The organism is Agrobacterium sp. T29 (assembly GCF_006970545.1).
GTDB lineage: Bacteria > Pseudomonadota > Alphaproteobacteria > Rhizobiales > Rhizobiaceae > Agrobacterium > Agrobacterium leguminum.
In genome coordinates, this window is the sequence record NZ_CP040640.1 from 671,311 (window position 1) to 687,062 (window position 15,752).

Consider the following 15,752-nt stretch of genomic DNA (forward strand, 5'->3'; position numbering starts at 1 on the left):
TTGCGAATTTGGCGGGGAGCATCCGTCTAGCTGATCTCCCCCCTTGAGGGGGAGATGCCCGGCAGGGCAGAGGGGGGTATCGCGCACTCGACCTCTACGTATTGCAGGAAAGTCAGCGCGCCCGACGCCACCTCAATGCACCGTCCCGCAGCACCCCGCCGCATGCGGAATGATGATCGTCACCACCGTGCCACGGCCCTCACACGAGCGGATTTTCATCGTGCCGCCATGCAGCTTCACCAGCGAGCGGGAAATGGCGAGCCCGAGGCCGGAGCCGCCCTGGCTCTTGGCATATTGGCTTTGCACCTGTTCGAAAGGCTGGCCGATCTTGTTGAGCGCCTGGGCGGGAATGCCGATGCCGGTGTCTGCGATGGTGAGGATCATCGCGGCCTGATGCACATGGGTGCGCAGCGCGATGCGGCCGCCGTCGCCGGTAAATTTCACGGCGTTGGAGAGCAGGTTGAGCATGATCTGCTTCATGGCGCGGCGGTCGCCCTGCATGGTCAACCCGGCGCAAACCTTCTGCTGCACGGTGATGTTCTTCTGTTCCGCCTGAATGGCCGTCAGGCGCAGGGTCTCCTCGATCAGCGGCGCGAGATCGATGGTCTCGCGGTTGATGCGCATATGGCCCGCCTCGATCTTCGACATGTCGAGAATATCGTTGATGACGTTGAGCAGGTGTTTGCCGCTATCGTGAATATCGCGCGCATATTCGGAATATTTCGGCGAGCCGACCGGTCCGAACATTTCGTTTTGCAGGATGTCGGAAAAGCCGAGGATGGCGTTGAGCGGCGTGCGCAGCTCATGGCTCATATTGGCGAGGAATTCGGATTTCGCCCGGTTGGCGGCCTGGGCGCGTTCTTTTTCGGCGAGATAATTGGCGTTGGCGTCGGAAAGCTCGGTCTTCTGCCGCTCCAGCTTGTGCTGCGAGGCGGAGAGATCGCCGATGGTGGCCATCAGCCGACGTTCTGAATCGCGCAGGCGCTCCTGATGACGTTTCAGAAGGGTGATATCGGTGCCGACCGCGACGAGGCCGCCATCGCGGGTGCGGCGCTCGTTGATCTGCAGCCAGCGGTCATCGGCAAGCTGCACTTCGGTGGTGCGCGACAGGCCGGACTGGTCCGGATCGGCAACGCGACGTTCAACGACGGGGCGGGCGGCTGCGGCATAGACGGTGCTTTTTTCCGTGCCTGCCACCAGCACGCTGTCCGGCAGGCCATAGGCCTTCTGGTAGTGGGTGTTGCACATCACCAGACGGTCGTTCTTGTCCCACAGCACGAAGGCTTCCGAGGTGGATTCAATGGCGTCGGCAAGGCGCTGGTCGGCTTCGGCGTAGCGTTGCGCAAGGCGGTGTTGTTCGGTCACATCCATGGCGATGCCGATGACGCGCGGGCCGTTATTGGTGCGGATGACCTGGGCGCGGGCGCGCAGCCAGACATAATGGCCCTTGGCATGGCGCATGCGGAAGATCTGGTCGATCTGGCGCAGATTGCCGCAGCCGACGGCGCGGGCAAGCTCATAGAGATTGCCGTCTTCGGAATGCATCATGCGGGCGGCGTCGGAGAAGGAAAGCGGCGCTGCTTTGGGCGGCAGCCCGAGAATTTCGTAGAGCGAACCCGACCAGAACATGCGTCGGGTGGAAAGATCGAAATCCCACAAGCCGCAGCGGCCGCGAGACAGCGCGGTTTCGACCCGCAGGTTGGATTCGGCGAAGATGTCGTCGGCGTCGCGGGCGCGCTTCACCTGCATGTAATAGGCATAGAGCACGACCAGCAGGATCGAGGAGATGCCGGCAAACAGCGTCACGTTCATGGCGATTTCGCTGCGCCAGAAGGAACGGATCGGCTGTAGCGAGCGGGCCGCGATCACCATCGCGCCGTCGTCGCCGAAGGGGATCATCGTCGCATAGTGCTGCTGGCCGTCGATATTGGTCTCGATGGTGCCGGGCGCGCCGGGGAAACGCTGCACGATGGCGATTTCAGGAAGCAAAGCCGGCAGCGACGTGCCGATATAAAGCATCGCTTCCTTGCCGGCGCCGGCGAAAATGCGGCCATTGCTGCCCGAAAGAAGCACCATCGTACCGTCGGCGAGGCTGCCGGACGGCAGCGCCGCGACGAGGTTGGCTTCGGCGCGGGCGCGATCCTGCGCGGTGAAGACCGTATCGTTGTTGAGAAGGGCTGCTTTGGCCGTCAGCGCCGTCAGCGCCGTGGAATGGCGGGCGGCCTCTTCCATGCGGCTATATTCGGCAACGATGCCCAGCATGCGCGAGGCTGCGACGACGACGAGAAAGGCGAGGATGAGAATGGGAATGAGACGTTTCAGCAGGGTCTCGACCTGCGGCATCGGGCGGTCGGAGCCATTCATCAAACCCATCAGGTCGCTGGAAAGCCTTTCGCCCCAGGCCGCAAGATCAGAAAATTTGGCATACGGCCGCTCATCGCCCGCAGTCGCCCGCCGCACGTTCGTCATTGTCCCGCCTTCAAGATGTCCCCAGTGATTCGAAGCGCCGCCGCTCGAATATGACTAGTGAATCAAATGCGATTCGCCGTGTCCAGAGGCAAAAGTTAAAAGAATTTTAACCCCTTGAACCGACTCCGTATTTTTTCGGGACGGTCTGTTTCCGCTTTGGCGAAGGCGGGAATTATGAACGAAATCAGTGAGCCGGCAATCCGATCCGGTCGTTGCGGAACGTCGCTGGAACAGGCGTCAGGCTCCGTCGAAGGCCTCGAGAGCCGGGCCAAGCGCGCTGATCACGCCATTGCCCGCAGCGGGAAGACCGGTCAGCACCGCACTGATGATATCGTCGCGGCTTGCGCCCCGCACCTTGGCTTCCATCACGTGAAAGGCGAGACCGCTTTCCAGACGCAGGGCGGCAAGAATGCCGATATAGATCAGGCTCTGCGTTTTCACATCGAGCGTGGACGCCGCCCCTAGACCCTGCACGGCCTGAAACCATGCCGCCTTGTGGGCCGGAGCATCGGTCATGAAGCGCTGAAACGAAGCGCTGGTCCTGGACATGTCCGTCATCTGAAATTCCTTTCCGGTCTCTTCAGCCGTTCCCGGCCTCTCGCGAACCATCCTGTCGCGCAACGCGATACGCCGCCTTGATGGCGATCAAGACGGCGTATCGGCATTGTCCGGAGTTTTGGCGTGGGGCGGTCAGCCCTTCAGGATACGCCCGACGATATCGCTTACATCCGTCGACAGTCCCTTGGCGTCGGCGATCGTCGAAAGCGCCGACTTGGCGTGTTCGGCACGGCTTGCCTCCAGCGACCGCCAGGAGCGCATGGATGTGAGAATGCGGGCGGCAAGCTGCGGATTGCGCTTGTCGATGGCGATGATCTGCTCGGCCAGGAACCGGTAGGCGGCGCCATCGGCACGGTGGAAGCCGGTGGGGTTGGCGAAGGCAAGCGTGCCGACGAGCGAGCGTACACGGTTCGGATTGGTGGAGATGAAATGTTTGGATTTCATCAGCGCCTTGATCCGGTCGAGCGCACCGTCGCCGGGAATGGCGGCCTGCAGCGAGAACCACTTGTCTAGCACCAGCGCATTGTCAGCAAAGCGCGTTTCGAAGGCGGCAAGCGCTTCCTTTGTTTCCGTGCTTTCCGGGAAACGCTGGGTAAGCACGCTGAGCGCATGGGCAAGATCGGTCATGTTGGTGGCCTCAGTAAAGGCCTTCGCCGCGCGGGCCGGTGTCTCCTCGGCAAAGGCGAGATAGGTAAGCGCGCCGTTGCGCAGCGAACGGCGTCCAGCGCTTTCCGCGTCCGGGCTGTAGGCCTCGCCGTCAGCCGTGCTGTCGGCAAGCCGCCGCAGCGTTTCGAGCCCGGCCGTCGCAATGGCCTTGATGGTGGCGTTGCGCGCCCTGTGGATGGCGTCCGGATCGTTGTCGCCGCCCATTTCGCGAGCGATATCCGTTTCGCTCGGCAAGGCCAGCGCCTGCGCCCGGAAGGCGGGCTCAAGGGCGTCGTTGCCGATGATTTCGATGAGCGTTGCGGTCAGTTCCGCATCCGTTTGAACGTCCTTGCCGTCCTGCACGGCCCTGGTGGCGGCAATCAGCGCCGGTAGGGCAAGATCGGTCAGCGCCTGGAAACGGGCGAACATATCCGTCTCATGCCGGGCGATCTGCACCAGATCGGCCGCATTCTGCTCGAAATCCAGATTGATCGGCGCCGAGAAGCTGCGGTTGATCGACAGCACCGGCCGCGAGGAAATGCCGGAGAAGGAGAATGTCTGGTTACGTTCCGTCAGGTGCAGCACGCCGTCGCGATAGTCGCCGCCTTCGACGGTTTGAGGCTCGGCGATCTGGCCATTGTCGAGGATCAGCGCCAGCGACAGCGGAATGTGACGCGGCTGTTTTACCGGCTGGCCGGGCGTCGGCGCGGTCGTCTGTTCCAGCGTCAGCCTGAAGGTGGCGTTGCCGGCGTCGTAGGCCGAGGAGACGGAGACGAGCGGCGTGCCCGCTTCGGTGTACCACAGAGAAAACTGCGAAAGGTCACGGCCGCTGGCATCCGCGAAGCTCCTGACGAAATCCTCGACGGTTGCGGCTTCGCCGTCATGGCGCTCGAAATAGAGGTCCATACCCTTCTTGAAGTCGTCCGCGCCGAGGATCGTGGCGATCATGCGGGTAACTTCGGCACCCTTTTCATAAACGGTCGTCGTGTAGAAGTTGTTGATTTCACGATAGGTATCGGGGCGCGGCGGATGCGCCAGCGGGCCGGAATCCTCGGGAAACTGCTCCGATTTCAGATGGCGCACATCGGCAATGCGCTTGACCGGCCGCGAGCGCATGTCGGCGGAAAATTCCTGATCGCGATAGACCGTCAGGCCTTCCTTCAGGCAGAGCTGGAACCAGTCGCGGCAGGTGATGCGGTTGCCGGTCCAATTGTGGAAATATTCATGCGCGATGATGCGCTCGATATTGGCGTAGTCAGCATCGGAAGCGGTTTCCGGGTCGGCCAGCACGAATTTGTCGTTGAAGACGTTGAGACCCTTGTTCTCCATCGCGCCCATGTTGAAATCCGATACGGCGACGATCATGAAGATATCGAGGTCGTATTCGCGGCCGAAGCGCTCTTCGTCCCACTTCATCGAACGCTTCAGCGCGTCCATGGCATAGGCCGCACGCGGCTCCTTGCCGTGCTCGACGTAAATCTTCAGCGCCACGTCGCGGCCGGACATGGTGGTGAATGTGTCTTCGACCACGCCGAGATCGCCGGCGACGAGTGCGAAAAGATAGCTGGGCTTCGGATGCGGATCGAACCATGCCGCGAAGTGACGGCCTTCATCGTAATTGCCGCCGCCGAGGAAATTGCCGTTCGAGAGCAGCAGGGGATTGCCTTCCTTCGCCGCGATGATCGTCACCGTATAGGGCGCCAGAACATCGGGACGGTCGGGGAAATAGGTGATGCGGCGGAAACCTTCCGCCTCGCATTGGGTGCAATAGACGCCATTGGTGCGGTAAAGCCCCATAAGCTGCGTATTGACCTGCGGATTGATATAATTGGTGACGCAGATTTCGAAGGGCGCCTCCGCCGGCAGGTCGCGGATGGTCAGGCTCTCCGGCGTCGCCTCATATTGACCGGCGGGAAGTTCCACCTGGTCGAGCAGCAGGCTGGAAAGCTTCAGCTCGTCGCCATCCAGAACCAGCGGCGCCTGCCGCTCAGCACCTTCGCGCCGGTGAAAGATCAGACGGGCTTCGACCTTGGTATTCTTAGGGTCGAGTTCGAAGGTGAGATCCACCCGCTCCAGAACGAAATCGGTGGGGCGGTAATCTGCCAGGTGAACGATCTGGCCCGTGTCTGTTCGCATGACTGTCCCTGAATAACTTTGCGTGGTCTTCCCGGCATCATGTCGTCATAAGGCCCGGATGTAAAATGGGTAGAATATTCGTCACGTTCATGTGCGCGTCGGAGGACGTTCTGTCCCGCCATGGAAGGCTTTGCCGGCCGTGCAGACAATCCTCCCGCCGCCGGACCTGTGGACCATGGCAGCAAATGTTGAACGATTGCTGAAATTATATTTTATTTTCTTCAAATTTTAGCGCGCGTCGCTTTTGGTTTGCATCATTTCCGTAGCCACGAAAACAATACCTCCCCAAATCAACGGAATTCACGGGTAAATCACATTTTTTGTTGTAAAGCGCCGGGGGAATGCTCTAGCCTTGCGCAAATCCAATTCCCCTGCGTCGTCTTCCCCGCATGAAAAATCTCCCGATGGCGTGTTTGCGCAGCCGATATGAGTAGTTGCCAATGAACGCCGAACCGATGAATCCCTTTCGCGGGATTAGCCTGAAGCTGATTTCGGTTGGCTTTTTTCTTGTTATGCAGACCTGTATCAAGGCCGCAGGCGATGTGCCTGCCGGCCAGATCACCTTCTTCCGTTCCGCTTTCGCCATTCTCCCTATTGTCGTCTATCTGGCGTGGCTGCATGCGCTGACCAGCGCGCTGCACACCAATAATCTTTTCGGCCATTTCAAGCGCGGTTTTCTGGGCATCCTGTCCATGGCCTGCGGCTTTTACGGGCTGACCATGCTGCCGCTGCCGGAATTCATCGCCATCGGTTATGCCTCGCCGCTTCTGGCGGTCGTTTTTGCCGCCGTCATCCTGCATGAAAAGGTGCGCATCTATCGCTGGAGCGCGGTCTTCGTCGGCATGACGGGCGTGCTGGTGATTCTCTGGCCGAAGATGACGCTGCTGAGGGAAGGCGGTTTTGCCGCGGGCGAGGGGCTGGGGGCCATTGCCGTATTGTGCGGTGCGGCGCTCGGCGGTCTGGCGATGATCCAGGTGCGGCAACTGGTGGAGACGGAAAAGACGCCGACCATCGTGCTCTATTTTTCGCTTACCGCCACCCTGCTGTCGCTTGTCAGCGTGCCTTTCGGCTGGAGCGCGCTGAGCATGACGCAGGCCATGCTGCTGATCACCAGCGGCATTTGCGGCGGCGTTGCGCAAATCTTCCTGACGGAGAGTTATCGGCACGCCGAAGTCTCGGTCATCGCGCCCTTCGAATACAGCTCCATCATCTTCGGCATCGCGGTCTCCTACATTCTGTTCGGAGATATTCCCACGGTGACAATGCTGATCGGCACGGCGATCGTTATCCTCGCCGGCATCTTCATCATCTTTCGCGAGCATCAGCTGGGTCTGGCAAGACGGGCGGCCCGCAAGGCCTCGACACCGCAGGGGTGAGGGATGTTATTGCCGGTGTTTCATGGCAACCGCTTCCGTCATCCCGGCCTTGAGCCGGGATCCAGCCGACGCGCGTCCGCGCGGCGAAAAGAGTTCTTTCAGCCCAAGGACTTGGGCTGGCTGGATGCCGGATCAGGTCCGGCATGACGGAGACTTATGATCGTAAAAACCGCAAAAGCAAAAGGCGCCTTCCCGAAGAAAGACGCCAGCGCGCAATCATATCTGTGGACCAGCGCTAGACTGGCCTGAGTGCTTCTCAGCGCTCGCGGAAATCCGCGAAGACTGCCGAGGGACGCGTCACGCGGACCTGCTGCATGGCAGCGCGTGCGGTCATCTGTTCGTTTGCGGCAGCGCCGAAACGATGGTAGCCCTGACTGGAGCGAGGGCCGAGGCCCGCCAGGCGGAGCGTTTCAAAGCCGGAATGTACCGGACGGAAGCGAGTGGTCATTGCCTTGGTTCCTTAAACCTATTCCTCCCAAGACATGGGGCCTATATCGCAGCGCAGCATGGATTCGGCAAGCTGAGCAAATGCGCCGCTGTTATGCGCATTGTGCATGGCTTTTTTCATAATTCATTTACATTGAGCAAGAATAAGGCAATCAGCCTTCGGCAATCTTTGCCTGAAAAGCCAATAAATCCTGCCATGCCAATGACTTGCTGGCCGGCGCATTCAAAAGTTCCTGCGGATGCAGGCTGGCCAAAGCCGGCAAAATCAGGTGTCCGGCTGCGACATCACGCCACTGTCCGCGCAGCGTATGGATCGTGCCGGTGCCGCCAAAGAAGAAACGTGCGGTAAAGTTGCCGAGAAGCAACAGGTGTTTCGGCTCCGCAAGGGCGATCTGACGCTCGATGAAGGGGCGGCAGATATCCATTTCGGCTTGAGTCGGCGGGCGGTTGCCCGGCGGCCGCCAGGGCACGACATTGCCAAGCATGATGGCGCCGCGTTCAAGGCCGATGGCCGCCAGCATGCGGTCGAGCAACAGCCCGGTCTTGCCGGCGAAGGGCAGGCCTTCGCGGTCGTCATCGGCATCCGGCATCGGGCCGATGACCATGATGGTGGAGGCGGGGTCGCCTTCGGTAAAAATCGTGTTGCGCGCGCTGTTCTTGAGGTTGCAGCCGCTGAAACCGTCGAGCGCGGTTTTCAGCTCGGCAAGCGACCGCGCGCTTTCGGCTGCAAAACGCGCCGCCGCCACGGCCTGCTCGTCCGGCATGGCGACATTCTGCTGAATGGCGGGGGCCGCCGGTGCGCCGCGCGCCGGGGCGCTGCGCGTCGCCGCCTGCCGCTGAGGCGCATCGGCACGGCGGTCCGCCGGCCTTTCCATCTGGCGTGAAGCTGCTGCGGCCTCCTGCGCAGGTGCGGATCGGGCCGGGCGGGCGGCGGCAAACTCGGCGAAACGATCGACCGGCTGGTCTTCCAGCAGCCAGTCCACGCCCGCATCCGCATGGAAATGCAGGAGGGCGGCGAGTTCGGCCGGGGAGAGGTCGTGAGCGGCGATCATGGGCGGAAATTACCCCATGTTCCCCGCCCGGGGAACCCGCAAATCACACTGTCCAGCGCTGAATATCGCCGCTTTCGCCGATCATTGCCAGACCATGGGCAATCGAGAGCAACTCGCCGCCGCTTTCGATGCGGTCGGCGTCGAAACGGCGGGTGAAAAGCTCCCGAACCGCCGGCACGAAGGAGGTGCCGCCGGTCAGGAACACCTTGTCGATGGCTTCGGGCGCGACTTTCGTTTTTTCCAGAACCTCGTCGAGCGCTTCTTCTATCTTGGCGAGGTCTTCGGCGATCCAGTTGTTGAAATCGCTGCGCTTCACCATCTTGCGGCCGGCCTTGCCCAATGGTGCGAAGTTGAATTCGGCTTCTTCCGCCGAGGAGAGCGCCATCTTGGTGGCGGAAATCGCCTGATAGAGCGGGTAACCCTCGTCATGTTCGACCAGGTCGATGAAGAGCTCGAGCTTTTCCGGCTCCAGCGCCGAGCGCACCAGCGATTTGAGGTCGGTGAATTCCTTCGAGGTCTTGAAGATCGACAGCTGATTCCAGCGGCCGAAATTCACGTAATAGCCGGAGGGCACGTCCAGCACCTTGTCGAAGCTCTTGAACTTGCTGCCCTTGCCGATTTCCGGCGAGACCAGATTGTCGATCATGCGGAAGTCGAAATGATCGCCCGCCACGCCGACGCCGGAATGGCCGATGGGGGTGGCGGAAAGCTTGCCGGCATGGGTTTCGAAACGGATCAGTGAATAGTCCGTCGTGCCGCCGCCGAAATCCGCCACCAGCACATTGGCGTCCTTCTTCAGGCTCTGGGCGAAATAATAGGCGGCCGCCACCGGCTCGTAGACATAGTGGATTTCCGGGAATCCGGCGCGGGTGAGCGCCTCGTTGTAACGGGCGAGCGCCAGTGTTTCATCCGGATTGCTGCCGGCGAAACGCACCGGCCGGCCGGCGATGACGGTGGAGACGTCCCCCGGCCATTCCTCGCCCGCATAGGTCTTCAGCTTGCGCAGGAACACGTCCATCAGATCCTCGAAGCTCTGGCGCTTGGCGAAGATCAGCGTGCCCTGAAACAGCGGCGAGGCCGCGAATGTCTTGATCGATTGCAGGAAACGGCAGTCACCGGCATTGTCGATGAATTGCCGGATGGCGGCATGGCCGGCTTCCACATGCAGGGCGGCCGCACCAAGGCCGGCATCCTTCATGAAGGAGAGCGCTGTGCGCATGCTGTCATCCGTGCCCGCGCTGCTGGTGAAGCGCATGGAACGGCTGGCGCCGCCCGTGTCGGAAAGAGCCATGACCGTGTTGGTCGTGCCGAAATCGAGGCCGAGAGCCCGCTTTTGCGTCATCGCCATATCCTTGTTGCCGATAGAAACACCCGCCCGGCCTGAAAGGCGGCCCGGCGTGAAAATAAGGGATGCCTTTGGCACCCCGATGTCAGAGGAGGGCGGTTGATTGCACAGGCCCGATGGAATGGCAAGCTTTTCCCCGCTGTTTTCCGGAGAATGACGGCAGCGTCTGCCGGGGAGGGAAGATGGTAAACGATCCGCCTCCGCACTCGTGAAAGAGCACGGCAGTTTTTTGAGAATGTTCTTAGGGGTTTGCGGCTATGCTGGTACGAAGCCGCTGCCGTGGAACAGCGCAATGGCAACCGGCGCGCATGCATTGTTTTTGTACTGGCGGAGCCGGACGATAAGGGTTTAACTCAACGCTCCCTTCGGTTTTGCCTGTCGCTTTGTCATCTGGAAAACTCTATGTCCCGCAAGACGACCAGTTCCAACTTCGACAATGTATCGCCGGATCATCCCGGCCTCGTTCGGGGAGATGCCGGCGTTTTCAACCGTCAGCTCATGAACCTTCTTGAGGCATCGCAGCAGGGTTATGCGCTGTTCGATGGCGAGGACAGGCTGTGTTTTGCGAATGCGGCTTTCCGCAAGGCGCTGGATGTCGCGCCGGATGAATTCCCAAACTGGGTCGAGTTGATGCGCAGCGGCTACGGCAACTCCACCGGCACCGCAATCGAGACTTCCGACTTCGAGGTCTGGTTGCGCTCCGCCAGGACGAGACGCGGCAAGCTGCCTTTCCGCACCATCGAGACCAGCCTCAATGACGGGCGCTGGGTATTGACGACGGAAACGACGTTGCCGGGCGGCTGGATGTTGTGTGTCATCACCGATATTTCCGAACTCGGCATAGAGCTTCGCGACCTCAGGCAGGAGCGCGACAGGGCGCTCAAATCCGCCCTCTGCGACGAGTTGACGGGGCTCGGCAATCGCCGTTACCTGATGGACAATCTGGGTCACAGCCTCGGCCCCCACAAGGCGCAGGCGCTGGCGCTGGTGCTGCTCGATATCGATCATTTCAAGAGTATCAACGATCGCTTCGGTCATGCATCGGGCGACAGGGTGCTGAAACATTTCGCCGAAAAACTATGCGCCGCCGCCGGTCGCGACGATCTCATCGGGCGTATCGGCGGCGAGGAGTTTCTGCTGGGGCTGAGCGGCGCGCGAATGCACAACGCCGAAAGCGTCGTCGAAGCCCTGTTTGCGTCGCTGCGGGAAGCCTCGCCGCTCGAACAGGTCCCGGATTTCCGTTATACCTGTTCGGCGGGCATTGCCTTCGTGCGCCCGGGCGATTGCGCCGCGGAAGCGCTGCGTCGGGCGGATACGGCGCTTTATCGGGCCAAGAATACGGGGCGCAACCGCTTCGTCATCCACGATGCGCCCGTTTGATAACGCGCCGTCGCGGCCTTAATTCGACTTCGCCGCACCGCCATCCACCCGCAGCATTGTGCCGGTGATGTAGCTTGCCGGCACCGAGCAGAGGAAAGCGCCGGCGGCGCCGAATTCCTCCACCGTGCCGAGGCGGCCGGCCGGAATGCTCTTGACGGAAGCCTCGCGAATTTCCTCGACGCTTTTGCCCAGACGCTTGGCGTTGGCGCCATCGAGTTCATCGATGCGGTCGGTATGGATACGGCCGGGCAGCAGCAGGTTGGAGGTGATGCCGAAACCGGCCACTTCGGAGGATAGCGTCTTGCTCCAGCCGACCAGTGCGCCGCGCAGCGTATTGGACAGCGCCAGATTGGCGATCGGCTCGAACACGCCGGAGGAAGCGACGGTCAGGATGCGGCCGAAACCCTGTTCCTTCATTTGCGGCAAAAGCGCATTGGTAAGCGTGATGACGCGCATCACCATCGACTGGAAGAAGGTATCCAGCTTGTCGGCGGTTATCTCCTGCGCAAGGCCCGGTGTCGGGCCGCCGGTGTTGTTGACGAGAATATCGATGCCGCCGAGCTTTTCCCTGACGGCCTGAACCATGGCCTCGACGAAATTATCCTCGGCCAGATCGCCCCAGACCCAGTCGGCCTTACCCTTGCCAAGCGCATTGATCGCCTTGCAATTCGCCTCCAGCTTCTCCCCGCTTCTGCCGACAAGAAGGACATGTGCGCCTTCTTTCGCCAGCGCGGTGGCAATGCCCAGCCCAAGGCCGCGAGAGGAGGCGAGAACGAGGGCGCGTTTGCCGGAAATGCCGAGATCCATGGGTTTTGTCCTGTCTTGTGAGTGCTCAATGTGCTGTTTATAGAGCATTTCCAGGAAAAGTGGACCCCGGTTTTCCGTCTGGAAATGCTACAAAACAAAGAGTTAGAGCGTTTTCTCGATTCGAGGAAAAGAGAAAACGCTCCGCCAAGGCGGCGTCCGGTTTTGAAGGTAAAATACACGTCATGACAGAACAATCCCTGCTCAAATTCTCTATTGCCGTCACGGTTCTCCTGGCGCTCTTCGGCATCGGCGCAGGCCTGTTCTCCGGCTCCTTCGCCGTGGTTTTCGATGGTGTCTATGCGCTGACGGATGCTTTCATGACGGTGCTGGCGCTGCTTGTCGCGCGGCTGATCGCCGCTTCCGCCGCGCCCAAGCCCGGCGGCCGGCTGGTGGAACGTTTCACCATGGGCTTCTGGCATCTGGAGCCGATGGTGCTCGGGCTTAACGGCACGCTCCTGATGGGGGCGGCGATCTACGCCCTCATCAATGCCGTCGACAGCCTGATGGATGGCGGCAGATCGATCGAGTTCGATTACGCCATCGTCGTTACCTTCGTCAGCTTCGCCGTCTCACTCGCCATGGCATGGTTCGTCAAACGGCAGAACCGCCGGCTGAAATCCGCCTTCGTGGCGCTGGACGCCAAAAGCTGGCTGATGAGCGCGCTTCTGAGCATGGCGCTCTTCGTCGCCTTCGCCGTGGGTTACGGGCTCACGGGAACGGCGCAGGCATGGCTCGCACCCTATATCGACCCGGCCGTTCTGGCGCTGGTCTGCCTCGTCATCATCCCCATGCCGCTCGGCAATGTGAAGCAGGCGCTCGCGGACATCCTTCTGGTGACCCCGCTGGAATTCAAGCAGCATGTGGACCGGGTGGCCGCCGAGACGGTGGAGAAATTCGGCTTCTCCTCGCACTATTCCTATGTCGCCCGCGTCGGCCGCGGCCGTCAGATCGAACTCTTTTTCATCGTGCCGAAAAACTGGCCGCCCCGGCGTCTGGAGGAATGGGACGCGATCCGCGACGAGATCGGCGATGCGCTGGGCGGCGAGGGGAGCGACCGCTGGCTGACGATCGTGTTCACGACGGATGAGGAATGGGCGGTTTGAGTGGGGAAGTCTGAGGGGCGGGGTTGCAGCCCCTTTGCGTCAACCGGGTATTGAACGGCTACCGATCCATCGCGCAAAGCCCGTCGCAATTCTGGTTCATGAAGAGCGATTTCAGCGCCTGCGCCTTGTCGCGTTCAAGCCCGGACAGTTCCGGCAAGATCGTGTCGATTTGGGTGGCCATGGCGGTTCGGTCGGCAAGGGAGGTCGCGGCGACCACGGGAATGGCGCTGGCATTGAGGGCGTTCAGCAAAATGAGCCGGTTCTCGGATCGCAGATTCGGTGAGCGCAGCATAAGGGCCAGTCCGGTAAACTGCTCCATGATGCCAAGGCGCATCTGGTGCAGGCCATCGCGGCGCGCCTTGTTCATCTGATCGGCAGGAAGCACGGCGACAAAATCGGTAATCGCCTCCAGCTGAGCCGCCTGGACATGTAATAGATAGGCTCCGGCGCGTGCGATTTCGTCCTGGTATTTGAACGTATTTGCCGCTGTGTCCGGAAGACTGCCGTTCTGTGGGGTAAACAGTGCATAGGTTTTAAGAACGGCGCCCGCATTCGCGCCGATGGCGATGAGCGCCGGAACATCGGCGGACCGGTATGGCTGCCTGCCCAGGGTTCCCTCCACATTCCAGAGCCGGTCCAGCACCTTCGCATGAGCGGGGTTGGACAATCGCGGTAAATCCCCCTGCGCGCGCGTTTCCCGCGCGAGCGTGTCGAGGCCCTGAAATGCTGCGGCCGATTCGTTTTGATTGGCGGAAGAGACATCGGCCTTTGCCACCAAGGGCATCGCGCCAAACCACGACAACAGCAACAGCGCGGGAATCAATCGCTTCAAGGTGGCGTTCTCCTCAATTGAACTGACGTTCTTTTTCACGGTGCATGACAGGTTTTATGGTGCCCGCAACTCGAGCGCAACATCAGGTAGCAATTCCGACGACCTGCCGGCCGGTTATAGTGGCCTGTTTTGCCGCTCAAGAAGTTCGACAAAGGCGCCCTGCTTTATGAGGACAGGATCCGGTAACTGCGATGTGGCGAATGGCTTGCGCCCCTTGCTGCGAATCGCGCAACCCGCTAGCTTTCAACCGCAGGCTAGACCCAAGCCTCCCCCCTCCTTTCGGGAAAGCATCGCACATGCAGGGTGACGCCAAATCATCGAACCATCTGTTCGAGCATCGCATGAGGAGGGGTTGCGTTTCGGCTCGCAATGGAGGTCTTTGATGAAACTTTCTGCACCGATATTTCAGCTTAAACGCCGTGCAAAGCTGATGGCGCGAAACAATGATGTTCCGCTGAATGAAGCGCTGGATCAGATCGCGCAAGAAGAGGGCTTTGCAAGGTGGAGCATGCTGTCGTCCCGGATGTCTTCCGGGCCGCTTTCCGAAACGGTACTTTCCCGTCTCGATGCCGGCGACCTGTTATTGCTCGCTGGCCGACCGGGGCAGGGCAAGACCATGCTTGGTCTCCAGCTTCTGATCGATGCGGCCCGGGACGGCCGCAAGGCGTTTCTGTTTACGTTGGAACTGACCGAAAAACAGGCGGGAAAATATCTCCAATCGCTAGAAAGGGAGACTGACGGCTTCGCCAACCAAGTTCAGATTGTCACTTCCGATGAAATTAGTGCGGACTACATCATCGATCGGATGTCGGGGTCGCGACCGGGAACAGTCGCGGTGATCGACTATCTCCAGGCGCTGGATCAACAGCGGAGCAAGCCCGTTCTTTCCGAGCAGCTACGAGCCCTCGGTGATTTTGCGCGACGGTCAGGTTGTATTCTGGTCTTCATTTCGCAAATCGACAGATCGTTCGATCCGGAAAGCAAGCGGCTTCCCGACATCCGCGATATTCGTCTTCCGAACTTCGTCGATCTCGGCCTTTTTAACCGGGCGTGCTTCCTCCACGACGGCGAAGCGCAACTTCAGGACGTTGCCTGATTGCCTGCCGCGGCTTGACGGGTCGCGGCAGTCACTCTCCTGAAATCTGGTTGCGACATAGCGCGGACAGGTACGTGAAACGATGAGAAGACGGCAGCAAAATGCCACGTCGCTGTAGAAGCAATGTGAAACAGGCGCTGGCGGGCATACTTCTGATGGCCCGCTGGAATTCAGGCAGCATGTGGACCGGGTGGCGGCCGAGACGGTGGAGAAATTCGGCTTCTCCTCCCACTATTCCTATGTCGCCCGCGTCAGCCGCGGCCGTCAGATCGAACTCTTTTTCATCGTGCCGAAGAAATGGCCGCCCCGGCGTCTGGAGGAATGGGACACGGTCCGCGACGAGATCGGCGATGCGCTGGACGGGAGGGGAGCGACCGCTGGCTGACGATCGTGTTCACGACGGATGAGGAATGGGCGATCTAGCAGAAGTATGGGTTGGTTAAATTTATCAAAGACTAAATGCGGCCCCCCCTGATTTCAGTGCTTTGGAAGAAGCGCACAATTCA

The 15,752-nt window shown here is 60.6% G+C and carries 12 protein-coding genes and 1 pseudogene; 5 read left to right on the forward strand and 8 right to left on the reverse strand.

Features of this window, described 5'->3' with window-relative positions:
* Positions 1-132 precede the first annotated feature (132 nt).
* The 3 genes from FGF54_RS03465 to pepN all read right to left on the reverse strand — a co-directional run bounded on the left by FGF54_RS03465 (position 133) and on the right by pepN (position 5,808).
* A complete protein-coding gene (locus FGF54_RS03465) occupies positions 133-2,469 on the reverse strand; it encodes a PAS domain-containing sensor histidine kinase (protein ID WP_142778930.1) in 2,337 nt (778 codons plus the stop codon).
* Between the two features lie 237 nt (positions 2,470-2,706).
* Positions 2,707-3,027, reverse strand: coding sequence for a carboxymuconolactone decarboxylase family protein (locus tag FGF54_RS03470; protein ID WP_142778931.1), 321 nt, complete (start codon positions 3,025-3,027; stop codon positions 2,707-2,709).
* Between the two features lie 132 nt (positions 3,028-3,159).
* Positions 3,160-5,808, reverse strand: a complete 2,649-nt coding sequence (gene pepN, locus FGF54_RS03475; protein ID WP_142778932.1) for an aminopeptidase N — start codon at positions 5,806-5,808, stop codon at positions 3,160-3,162.
* Positions 5,809-6,248: 440 nt separating this feature from the next.
* On the opposite strand from pepN, the gene FGF54_RS03480 reads away from it, so the two are divergent.
* A complete protein-coding gene (locus FGF54_RS03480) occupies positions 6,249-7,184 on the forward strand; it encodes a DMT family transporter (RefSeq protein WP_059753763.1) in 936 nt (311 codons plus the stop codon).
* Between the two features lie 256 nt (positions 7,185-7,440).
* Here FGF54_RS03480 and FGF54_RS03485 read toward each other — a convergent pair whose 3' ends face one another.
* The 3 genes from FGF54_RS03485 to FGF54_RS03500 form a co-directional block, all read right to left on the reverse strand.
* Positions 7,441-7,632, reverse strand: coding sequence for a hypothetical protein (locus tag FGF54_RS03485; protein ID WP_003509784.1), 192 nt, complete (start codon positions 7,630-7,632; stop codon positions 7,441-7,443).
* A gap of 151 nt (positions 7,633-7,783) precedes the next feature.
* A complete protein-coding gene (locus FGF54_RS03495; RefSeq protein ID WP_142778933.1) occupies positions 7,784-8,683 on the reverse strand; it encodes a uracil-DNA glycosylase family protein in 900 nt (299 codons plus the stop codon).
* Between the two features lie 43 nt (positions 8,684-8,726).
* Complete coding sequence (locus tag FGF54_RS03500; RefSeq protein ID WP_137452152.1) at positions 8,727-10,025, reverse strand: Hsp70 family protein; 1,299 nt, start codon at positions 10,023-10,025, stop codon at positions 8,727-8,729.
* A gap of 405 nt (positions 10,026-10,430) precedes the next feature.
* On the opposite strand from FGF54_RS03500, the gene FGF54_RS03505 reads away from it, so the two are divergent.
* The gene (locus FGF54_RS03505; RefSeq protein ID WP_168207997.1) at positions 10,431-11,408 is read left to right on the forward strand and encodes a sensor domain-containing diguanylate cyclase; all 978 of its coding nucleotides are present in this window, start codon (positions 10,431-10,433) and stop codon (positions 11,406-11,408) included.
* Positions 11,409-11,426: 18 nt separating this feature from the next.
* Here FGF54_RS03505 and FGF54_RS03510 read toward each other — a convergent pair whose 3' ends face one another.
* Positions 11,427-12,215: an SDR family oxidoreductase gene (locus FGF54_RS03510; protein ID WP_142778934.1), complete on the reverse strand. Its 789-nt coding sequence runs from the start codon at positions 12,213-12,215 to the stop codon at positions 11,427-11,429.
* A 182-nt stretch (positions 12,216-12,397) separates the two neighbouring features.
* Here FGF54_RS03510 and FGF54_RS03515 point away from each other — a divergent pair, with 182 nt between their 5' ends.
* Positions 12,398-13,318: a cation diffusion facilitator family transporter gene (locus tag FGF54_RS03515; RefSeq protein WP_003524087.1), complete on the forward strand. Its 921-nt coding sequence runs from the start codon at positions 12,398-12,400 to the stop codon at positions 13,316-13,318.
* Between the two features lie 58 nt (positions 13,319-13,376).
* Here FGF54_RS03515 and FGF54_RS03520 read toward each other — a convergent pair whose 3' ends face one another.
* Entirely contained in the window at positions 13,377-14,150 is a 774-nt protein-coding gene (locus tag FGF54_RS03520; RefSeq protein WP_246666952.1) for a hypothetical protein, read from the reverse strand.
* 382 nt (positions 14,151-14,532) lie between these two features.
* Here FGF54_RS03520 and FGF54_RS03525 point away from each other — a divergent pair, with 382 nt between their 5' ends.
* Both FGF54_RS03525 and FGF54_RS03530 read left to right on the forward strand, forming a co-directional pair.
* A complete protein-coding gene (locus FGF54_RS03525; protein WP_142778935.1) occupies positions 14,533-15,246 on the forward strand; it encodes a DNA helicase in 714 nt (237 codons plus the stop codon).
* Between the two features lie 122 nt (positions 15,247-15,368).
* Positions 15,369-15,669, forward strand: a pseudogene (locus FGF54_RS03530) (cation transporter); the annotation flags it as partial.
* Positions 15,670-15,752: the final 83 nt, after the last annotated feature.